Annotated in this window: 9 protein-coding genes; 6 read left to right on the forward strand and 3 right to left on the reverse strand. The window is 61.2% G+C overall.

Annotated elements, in window-relative coordinates:
* The coding region (locus tag EN949_RS28890; protein ID WP_164782568.1) for a molybdopterin cofactor-binding domain-containing protein at positions 1 to 752 on the forward strand (752 nt) is incomplete at its 5' end.
* 123 nt (positions 753 to 875) lie between these two features.
* A complete protein-coding gene (locus EN949_RS28895; RefSeq protein WP_127224178.1) occupies positions 876 to 1211 on the forward strand; it encodes a hypothetical protein in 336 nt (111 codons plus the stop codon).
* Positions 1212 to 1281: 70 nt separating this feature from the next.
* Here the strand turns inward: EN949_RS28895 and EN949_RS28900 are convergent, their stop codons facing one another.
* Together EN949_RS28900 and EN949_RS28905 are read right to left on the reverse strand one after the other, a co-directional pair.
* The gene (locus tag EN949_RS28900) at positions 1282 to 2343 is read right to left on the reverse strand and encodes a 2-oxoglutarate and iron-dependent oxygenase domain-containing protein (RefSeq protein WP_063168589.1); all 1062 of its coding nucleotides are present in this window, start codon (positions 2341 to 2343) and stop codon (positions 1282 to 1284) included.
* Positions 2340 to 3299, reverse strand: a complete 960-nt coding sequence (locus EN949_RS28905) for a LysR family transcriptional regulator (RefSeq protein WP_013530698.1) — start codon at positions 3297 to 3299, stop codon at positions 2340 to 2342. The genes EN949_RS28900 and EN949_RS28905 overlap by 4 nt, the downstream gene beginning before the upstream one ends.
* On the opposite strand from EN949_RS28905, the gene EN949_RS28910 reads away from it, so the two are divergent.
* Genes EN949_RS28910 through EN949_RS28925 form a run of 4 tightly spaced genes read left to right on the forward strand, consistent with a single transcriptional unit; the run spans position 3275 to position 8175 of the window.
* Positions 3275 to 4636 carry a BMP family ABC transporter substrate-binding protein gene (locus EN949_RS28910; RefSeq protein WP_164745855.1) on the forward strand — a complete coding sequence of 454 codons (1362 nt, stop codon included), beginning with the start codon at positions 3275 to 3277 and terminating at the stop codon, positions 4634 to 4636. The two genes, EN949_RS28905 and EN949_RS28910, sit on opposite strands and share 25 nt — an antisense overlap.
* Entirely contained in the window at positions 4636 to 6186 is a 1551-nt protein-coding gene (locus EN949_RS28915) for an ABC transporter ATP-binding protein (RefSeq protein WP_127367324.1), read from the forward strand. The genes EN949_RS28910 and EN949_RS28915 overlap by 1 nt, the downstream gene beginning before the upstream one ends.
* Positions 6179 to 7237, forward strand: a complete 1059-nt coding sequence (locus EN949_RS28920) for an ABC transporter permease (protein ID WP_013530695.1) — start codon at positions 6179 to 6181, stop codon at positions 7235 to 7237. The genes EN949_RS28915 and EN949_RS28920 overlap by 8 nt, the downstream gene beginning before the upstream one ends.
* Positions 7238 to 7251: 14 nt before the next feature.
* The gene (locus EN949_RS28925; RefSeq protein ID WP_064993944.1) at positions 7252 to 8175 is read left to right on the forward strand and encodes an ABC transporter permease; all 924 of its coding nucleotides are present in this window, start codon (positions 7252 to 7254) and stop codon (positions 8173 to 8175) included.
* Positions 8176 to 8562: 387 nt separating this feature from the next.
* Here EN949_RS28925 and EN949_RS28935 read toward each other — a convergent pair.
* Positions 8563 to 9180 (reverse strand): outer membrane protein (locus EN949_RS28935; RefSeq protein WP_164782569.1); only part of this gene is annotated, 618 nt, incomplete at its 5' end.

Raw genomic sequence — 9180 nt, forward strand, 5'->3', positions numbered from 1 at the left:
GGCTGGCCGGCGTGATGACGGGTGCGGTCTACAAGGCGGCAACCTCGGCCCTCGACCAGTTGGTGGGCCTCGCCATCAGCGATCCACGCTCGCCCTTCCACGCGCTGCAGGCCAACACGCTGGTCGTCGCCAATGGCCGTATCGCTTCGCCGCGCGGCGACGGCCCCGATGTCTCCGTCGCCGAACTGCTCAAGTGCGTCGGCCGCGACCACATCGAAGCCACCGGCGACACCATGCCGGCCAATTCGACGCCAGATGATCGCTACAAGAACTACACCACCATCGCCATGTCGGTGCCGCACACCGAGGGCGACTATTCCCGCCACTCCTGGTGCGCGCATTTCATCGAAGTGCGCGTCGACGAGGATTTCGGCACGGTGCGTGTATCGCGTGTGGTGTCGGCGCTGGATTCGGGCCGGCTCTACAACCCGAAACTTGCCGAAAGCCAATGGAAGGGCGGCATCATCATGGGCATCGGCCAGGCGCTATTGGAAGAAGGCATCGTCGACCGCCGCCACGGCCGCATCGTCAATGACAACCTCGCCGACTACCTCGTGCCGACCAATGCCGACATCCCCGACATCGAGGTGATCTCGGTCGGCATCCCCGACCTGCATTCCTCGGTGCTCGGCGGCAAGGGCGTTGGCGAACTGGCCATTGTCGGCGTGGCGCCGGCGATTGCCAACGCGGTATTCCATGCGACGGGAAAGAGGATCAGGGATCTGCCGATCACGCTGGAGAAGCTGATTTAAGGGCGGTGGCCGATCTACCCCTTGAGGGTCCCCTTGTGGGGAGGCCAGGCCGCAGCTTCGGGCGGTGGTGCTCCCTCCACACTTTCACCTTCAGCACTCGCGCAACCATCAAGGGGTAAGACCATGAGCGACATCCATTTTGGCACCGGCAAAATGCCCCCTGAAAACATTACCCCCCTCAGCATCGCCGACTGGCTGTGCCTTGCCGCGGCCATAGCCGAAACCGAGGCCCGCCACGCGATCCGAAAACCGCTGACCCGGACGACGAGCCGTGACTTCCTTATGCAGGTTTTCTGCTCCGTTGCTGCTCAAAGCCCAAATCGGCAAGACCGCGCTCCACCAAGCCCTCAAAGCCGAAAAATTAGCCACATCCACCGTCAAACCGAAATGGGTTCTTCTGGTGACGCCATGGCTAACCAGTTAACCCGACGCTACCCATCGAGGGTGCTATCATATTGATCTCGGTCAACGGACGGCGGGTATGCGACGCGCGGCCACAGGAGCGGCCGCGCATGACAGGATTATCCGCTTAAGCCGCGGTTTCGGCGCCGGCCTCGCTTTGCGCGGCATAGTGCGCAAATGTCGCCTTGAAGCGGCCGTTGACGTATTCGCCCGACGTGATCGGAGGGTACTTCGCAGGATGATCCTCATCAATGCAACTGGGAAGCACCTCGATCACGGCATCATAGTTTGGACCGAAGAAGAACGGGATCGAATAGCGTTCTTTGCCGGAACGATTCACCGCGCGGTGGACGGTCGAGGCGAAAAGGTCATTGGTCCAACGCGCCATCTGATCTCCCACATTGACGACGAAGCAGCCGGGGACGGGATCGGCCGCAATCCACTCGCCAGTTGCATTCAGTACCTGCAAGGCTGAAATACCATCCTTCTGGGCCAGGATCGTGAAGCACTCATAGTCCGAATGCGCCCCAATTCCGATCTGGCGGTCATCGATCTCGCCAAACTGCGGTGGATAGTGGAGCACCCGCAAAGTTGCGAGCGGCTTGCCGACCAGCAGGTCGAAATATGTCTCCTCCAACCCAAGAGCCAGAGCAAAGGCATGGAGCAGGTGGCCACTCAGCGTCAGCATCTCGGCATGGTAGGCTTCCAGTGCCGTTCGGAATTCCGGCCTGCCCGCTGGCCACTGGTTGGGACCGTAGAGTACTTTGCCGGCCTTCACGTCCGGATCGTCGGCTGGCACATCCAGCGCAATATCATACGATTCGTGCAGGTCTCCGCGCGCGGTCGGATCCGTATTCTCTTCCAATATTGCCGCATAACCGCGATTATTCTTTGAATTGGAAACGTGATTCTCCATCTTCACGTCGTCGGATTCGGCGAAATACACCTCCGCCACCCCAAACGCGGCATCGATGACCTCCTTCGGAACGTGATGGTTCTTGATATAGAGGAAGCCGACTTCCGTGCAGGCCTTGCGCAGTTCCTGGGCGAGCTTTCGCTTGGCCGCCTCGTTGCCTGCGAACATGGGCTCGAGATCGATGATCGGGATCTTGTCGAAGCTGACACGCTGCGGGTCGAGCCCTCCCCCTTTCATTGCACGCGCGCCATTACCGGTTTCAAGGACCTTCATTTTTCTGTTCCCTTTTCTTGCTGGCTTGCATCGAAGATTGTTTCGACGTAGTAGCGCGGCCCCGTGAAAACGAAGCCGGGCGAGAAGTAGCGGCCGCAGACATCCATGAACGCGGTCATCTTACGCGATGGGGCGTGCGGGCGCGATATGCGGATGCTGACCCGCTTTTCCGCGGACTCCCATGTGTCGAGCAACGGAATGAGGTGGCCGCGTTCACACTCGATCGTGGTGAAGAAGTGCGGTAGATAGGCAATGCCCTCGCCCGCAACGGCGAAGTACTTGATAGTCCAGTATTCGTTGGCGATCAGGTTGCTGCGCGGCAAGATACTTTCCTGCGCGGTACCTTTCTGTAGCCGCCAGTGCTGCAGGCCCGCCGAGGTGCGATAGACAATGCCCTGGTGTTCCGCCAAATCGGCGGGTTTTCGTGGCATCCCGGCACGCTCGACATAACTCTTGCTGGCAAAGAGTGCGAATTTTGCGGTGGAGAGCGTTTCGCCGACTTCGATACCTTCGTCCCATGAAATCACGGCGTCGAGCATATCGAGGCTCTCTGGCGCGTAGAGAACGTGCGGCGAAAAGAAGGTGAGTTCGATTTCCACCTTGGGGTAGAGCTTTCTGAACGCCATGAGCATCTGCGTGTAGTAGGCCGTGCCGAACTCCCCCGTGGCGCCGATCCGCAAGGTTCCGGTCACGTCGTCGCTCAGTTCCGTCACGGCGGCCCGCGCCGTATCGCAGCTTTGCAGGATCTGCCGCGCGTGCCCGAGCAGGGTTTGCCCTGCTTCCGTGAGCAACAGGACACGGCCGGAGCGCTCGAACAGAGCGACCTTCAGATCGTCTTCAAGCTGCTTGAGCCGGAGACTGAGCGTGGATTTGGGCAGGCCGTACAACTTCGCCGCGGCCGACAATGACCGCAGTTCCGCGATTTTTACAAATGATGCCAGAGCATCGGTGTTCATTTGATCGTTCACATTTCTGCACAAAGTGCCCAAAAAATGAGCATGATTATTTTTGTTGCATGAACGAACGTAATCGGCTGTTATGCACTGCACAAGAGCCAATTCGCTTTTGCCAAATCAAAAAAGACGCTCCGGCGGCAATCGTCACCGTGCAGGGAAGCTGCATGGGCGCGGCGTGCTTCCGGCTGAGAAAATCAAAGAAAAACAAGGGGAACCACGAAATGAAAGAGCGCAACACGAAGCCGTCCGACTCAGTTCGCCTGTTCGCGGCGGCGGCCACGGTTTTCGTATTCTGTGCTACGTCCGGCGCTTATGCCTTTACTCTGGAAGGGGCGCCCAAGGTCGCGTTCATCTACGCAAGTTCAGCGCAAGACGGCGGATGGAACGAAGCCCTCGAGGCCGGCCGCAAGGCCTTGGAGGAACAGCTACAGGTGCCCGTCTCGGTGACGGAGAACATACCGGAAGAGGCCACTAAGCTGCGCGCGGCGATCGATCTCTACGTCAAGCGCGGCTTCAACATCATAATCGGCACCACCTATGGCTACAGCGCCCCAATGGCCGAAGCGGCCAAAGCCTATCCGAATGTGGCGTTTCTCAGTGCTTCGGGCACGGAGAATGGGGCCAACATGGAAAGCTTCTATGCCCGCACTTACCAGGGTTGGTACCTTGCAGGCATCGCGGCAGGACAGGCGACGAAGACGAAGAAGATCGGCATCCTCGCCGGCTTTCCGGTCGGCGTGGTGAACTGGGATATCAACAGTTTTGCACTCGGGGCCCGTTCGGTCGATCCTACGATCGAAACGGTCGCGGTCTTCGCCAACTCCTGGTGGGACCCGGTGAAGGAAGGGCAGATCGCCCAGGCCATTCTCGACCAGAAGGCCGACGTGCTCGCCACGAATCTGAGCGCGACCTCGGCGCTCGACGCCGCCGAAAAGGCAGGCGTTCCTTCGATAGGCTTTCAGCTCGACATGTCGCATGCCGCGCCGCGGACGATCCAGACCTCCGTCATCTTCCGCTGGGAGAAATATCTTGTGCCGACGATCAAGGAGATCATCGACGGCAACTGGAAACCCGAGGAATACGGCGCTTTCGAAGGCCTTGAAACCGGCGTGGTCGATCTTGCTCCTTTTGGCCCCTCGGTTTCCGAGGAGACCAAGGCAAAGGTTGAAGCAGCAAAGCAGGAGATCATCGCCGGCAAGCTTGATCCATTCCAGGGCCCTCTGAAAAAGCAAGACGGCACCATCGTTGTCGATGTCGGCGGGAAGGTCGACGATGCGGCGCTCTGGTCGATGGACTATTTCGTCGACGGTGTCATCGGCACCATGCCGGCGAAGTAATGACGACGGCGCTTCAGCAAGCGGGCGACATGCGACGACCGCTGGGCACGCCGGCGGCTCTGTTGATGCGCGGCATAGGCAAGTCGTTTGACGGCAAAGCCGCGCTCCGCGATGCGTCCTTCTGTCTCGAATGGGGGGAGGTGCATGCCATTGTCGGTGAGAACGGTGCAGGCAAGTCCACTTTGATGAACGTGGCGGCCGGCGTCTATGTAGCAGACGGGGGCGAGCAATCGATCGACGGCGAAGCGATCAGTTTGCGCAGCCCGCTGGAAGCCGCCGCCGCCGGTCTCGGCATGGTCCATCAGCATTTCCGGCTGGTCGAGAGTTTTACGGTTGCCGAAAATGTTCTCCTCGGCTTCGGCCGCAAGGCTGCTGTGAAAACGCTGACCGATGCGGCGGCGATCGTTTCCGCCAAGTCGAGCGAGATCGGCCTGCCCGTCGATCCGCACAAGCTGGTAGCGAATCTTTCGATCGCCGAACGCCAGCGCGCCGAGATCATCAAGGTCATGCTTCTGGGCGCCCGAATTCTGGTCATGGACGAACCGACGGCGGTGCTGACCGACGAGGAAGCGCGCACGCTCCTCTCTTTTGCCCAACGATTGTCGAGGCAAGGTCACGCCGTGGTTCTGATCACGCACAAGTTCCGGGAGGTTGCCGCTTTCTGCGACCGGGTAACGATCATGCGGCACGGCGAGACCGTACTTGAGGGTGCGCGGGTTGCGAACGTCACCGAAGCGGAGGTGGCGCGGTTGATGGTCGGCGATGCCTTGACGGTTGCGGGCAGGCCGTTATCTCGGCCGGGTGATGTGTGTCTGAGCGTGGAAAGGCTTTCCGCACGGGCGACCGCTCACGGGCAAAGCCTGAACGATCTCGGGTTCGAGCTGCATGTAGGCGAAATCCTTGGCATCGCCGGCGTCGGCGGGAACGGGCAGGAGGAACTCGTTGCCTGCCTTCTCGGACTCGACCGTGCCGGCGCCGGCGCGATCGTACTGGATGGCCAGGACATATCCACCGCCAAGCCAGACCAGCGCCGCGAGGCCGGCTTGCGCGTCATCCCCTCCGACCGCTTTGACAGCGGGTTGATCCGGGAGCTTTCCATTGCCGACAATCTCGCGCTCACGACCGTCGCCAGCGGTAGCTTCGGCGGCCCGTTTCTCCTGAGCCGGCGGGCGATGCGCGAGAAGGCCGCCGAGGCCATCGATGCGTTCGATATCCGCGGCGCGACGCCGGAACGGCCGGCCTCTTTGCTCTCGGGAGGAAACGCGCAGAAAGTGTTGCTCGCGCGGGAGCTCGATCACGGCCTGAAGGTTCTCATAGCGCATTCCCCTTCTCGCGGGCTGGACATGAAAGCGGCCGAGTTCGTCCGATCGGCGATCCGCAGAGCTGTGGAAGCCGGCGCGGCTTGCCTTCTGATCAGCGAGGATCTCCAGGAGGTCATGTCCCTGTCCCATCGGGTGGCCGTCATGAACAGAGGAAGGATCGCCGGCTGCCGTCAGACCGGCGACGTCACGCCTGAATGGATAGGAGGCCTTTTAGCAGGCCATGCTTGACACAGCTTTCCTTGTTCGCAGACAAAATCCCGGCTTCTTGTTGACCAGTCTCAGTTATGTTGGCGGACTGTTGGTCGGGCTGACGGTTTCGGCGGTGCTGCTCGTGCATGCGGGCGTGCCGGCAAGCGCTCTTGTGGATGAGTTCCTGATTGCAACTTTTCTGACCTCGGACGGCCTCTCCCAGACGGCGACGGCCGCTTTACCGTTGGTGCTAGTCGGCCTCGCCTCCGGCGTTGCCATGCGCGTGCGGTTTTGGAACATCGGCGTGGAGGGCCAGCTATGGCTCGGCGCGATCGCGTCAACCTGGGTGGCGCTGAACGGCAGCGGGCCTGAAGTGCTGAGGTTGCCGACGATGTTCGTTCTGGCAGCGCTTGCGGGAGCCGCCTGGATTGCGATTCCGCTTTTTCTGAAACTCAAGTGGGGCGTTAACGAGGTTATTTCGACCCTGCTGCTGGGAAGCGTCGCGTTTCTGCTCGTGCAGCATCTTCTGTTCGGGGTCTGGAGAGACCCTTCCAACAGCTTTCCCGTGACCGCCACCTTTCCCGAGGCGAGCTGGTTTCTCGTTCTGGGATGGGGGCAGTTGCATGCCGGAATCTTCCTGGTCGCCGTTATCGCATTGTCCATCTGGTTCGTCATGGAACACAGCCGGGTCGGCTTCTACGCGGATGCTGTAGGTTTCAACGCCAAGGCCGCGCTCGCCACGGGCCTGCCGGTGCTCAGCATAGCCGTGGGGCTCGTGCTGCTCTCCGGCGCTCTCTCAGGCGTTGCCGGCATGATGATCGTGGCGGGGACGGAGCACCGCCTCAACCAGTCCGTCGGCAACGGCTATCTCTTCAGCGCGATCGTGATCGCCTACCTGGCCCGCGCGAAGCCATTGTGGGTGGTCGTGATCTCTTTCGCGCTCGGCGCGGTGTTCACCGCCGGGAATGTCCTGAAGGTTTTCTACTCGATCTCCGAAGCGATGATCGTGCTGATGCAAGGCGCGGTACTGATGTCGATTTTGATGGCGCAGTTCTTCAGCTCCTATTCGCTCAAACGGCCCAAGAACTAGGAAGGGACAGTTGCATGGATTTTCTGATCGGCTGGATTGCCATCATTCCGAGCTATGCGGCACCGTTGCTGCTGGCGAGCCTCGGCCTCATTATCTGCGAAAGAGCCGGCGTTCTCAATCTTGGAGCGGAAGGGCTCATGGCGATCAGTGCCATGACCGGCGCGATGACGGTGCTTTCCGGAGCCGATCCTTGGGTTGGTCTTGCCGCCGGCTCAGCGGCCGCGATGGCTCTCGCTCTGCTGTTTGGAATATCGACAGTCGCCTTGCGCGCCAATCATACGCTCGCCGGCCTAGCCGTCGTCGCAATCGGACTGGGCATCACCGGGGTCGTGGGGCGACCCTACGTGCAGAAGACCTTTTCTGGCATTTCCACACTTGGCGACCTCTTCGGGATAGACCGCGGTTCGGCATTCGGCCGCATTTTCGCGGTGCAGGACCCGGTTACGCTGGCGCTGCCGACCCTGGTCGGCGCGCTCTGGTGGTGGCTTTCCAAAAGCCGACATGGCCTCAGGTTGAGGTCCGTCGGGGAAAACCCGGCCGCCGCGGATGTCGCGGGTATCGACGTGCAACTGGTTCAGTTCGGGGCTGTCCTGGCGTCCGGGCTGTTTTGTGGTCTCGCCGGAGCCTATCTCTCAGTCGCCACAAGTCATGTCTGGGTGGAGGGAATGGTCGCGTCGCGCGGCTGGATTGCCGTTGCGCTCGTCATCTTTTCGCGCTGGAACGCGGCTCGAGCTCTCTGGGGTGCGCTTCTTTTCGGAAGCGCGGATGCGCTTGTGCCTAGACTACAAGCCATAGGCGCCGACGTTCCTGTCTATCTCATGATGACTTTGCCGTACTTGCTGACGCTTGTCGTGCTGGTGGCAGGCTCATTAGGCGGCCGGCGCTCCGGCGAGCCGGCCTTCCTCGGCAGGGTCTATCTACGACAAGACAAACAATAAGGAACTTGCCCGGTTCACCGCCGCCCGCATCCTTCTGGACTTCGCGGATTTCATGGACAAGCATCAAGGACCGCCGATGTCTGTGCCGTCCCCCTCGCCCGGCGCTGACCCTGCGGCTCCGCTCGACGCCTATTCGCGTGCCACTAACCGTGAGATCAAGAACAAAGCGCCGCGGAGACGACAGAGGGGGTCGCCGCGCGTAAAGCGCCAACGTCATCCGCAACAGCAGGCCGAGCCCAGCCGGACCGCCCCCTCTGGCCTGCCGGAACCGGCCCTTCGCTTTCGCTCCAGGCGTTCGTCGTTCGGAAAGCCAAGCGATTGGCTTTCCGTCCGCTGCGCGGACCACTCCTCACCCCCCCTCAAGGGGAGATCAGCAGCTTCAGCGGATCAGAACTTGTAGCTGAGCCCGACCCGGATATCCTGTGTCTGGAGGTCGACATGGGTTTCCGTGGGCAGGCCGGCGGCCACCGAGAGGTCCTGGCTGCCGAAGTCCGAGTAGCGATATTCAGCTCGAGCGATCCACCTGTCGGTGAAGGCGTGCTCGATGCCGGCGCCAACCGTCCAGCCGACATGGCTGTCGCTGTGGAGCGTTACTTCGGCGGCAGGGCCACCGGCGCTGACCGCAATAAGCTCATACTTGGCCGCAGCGACGCCTGCAGTGATGTAGGGCAAGGTCCGATCGAAAGCATAGCCGGCCCGCAGCCGCGCCGACCCGGACCATTTGAGTTCGCTCTTGAGCAACGTGGTGACGCCGCCGCCGCCGGCGTCGAGGGCCGTCAGCCCATCTATGTTGCCATACGCAATGTCGGCCTCGGCGCCGATCACGAAGCTGTTCTCCATCTGGTAATTCGCGCCGATATGGACGCCGCCGATAAATCCGTTCGGATCGACGCCAACGTTGAGATCGGTGGCCCCGCCCAGTCCGCCGCCGGCGATGAACAGATTGGATTTTCCGGCCGCGTAGCCGATGTCGACGCCGGCATAGAGGCCGGACCAGTCGTAGGC

The organism is Mesorhizobium sp. M7A.F.Ca.US.007.01.2.1, from assembly GCF_003998165.1.
In the GTDB taxonomy this organism is placed as follows: domain Bacteria; phylum Pseudomonadota; class Alphaproteobacteria; order Rhizobiales; family Rhizobiaceae; genus Mesorhizobium; species Mesorhizobium ciceri.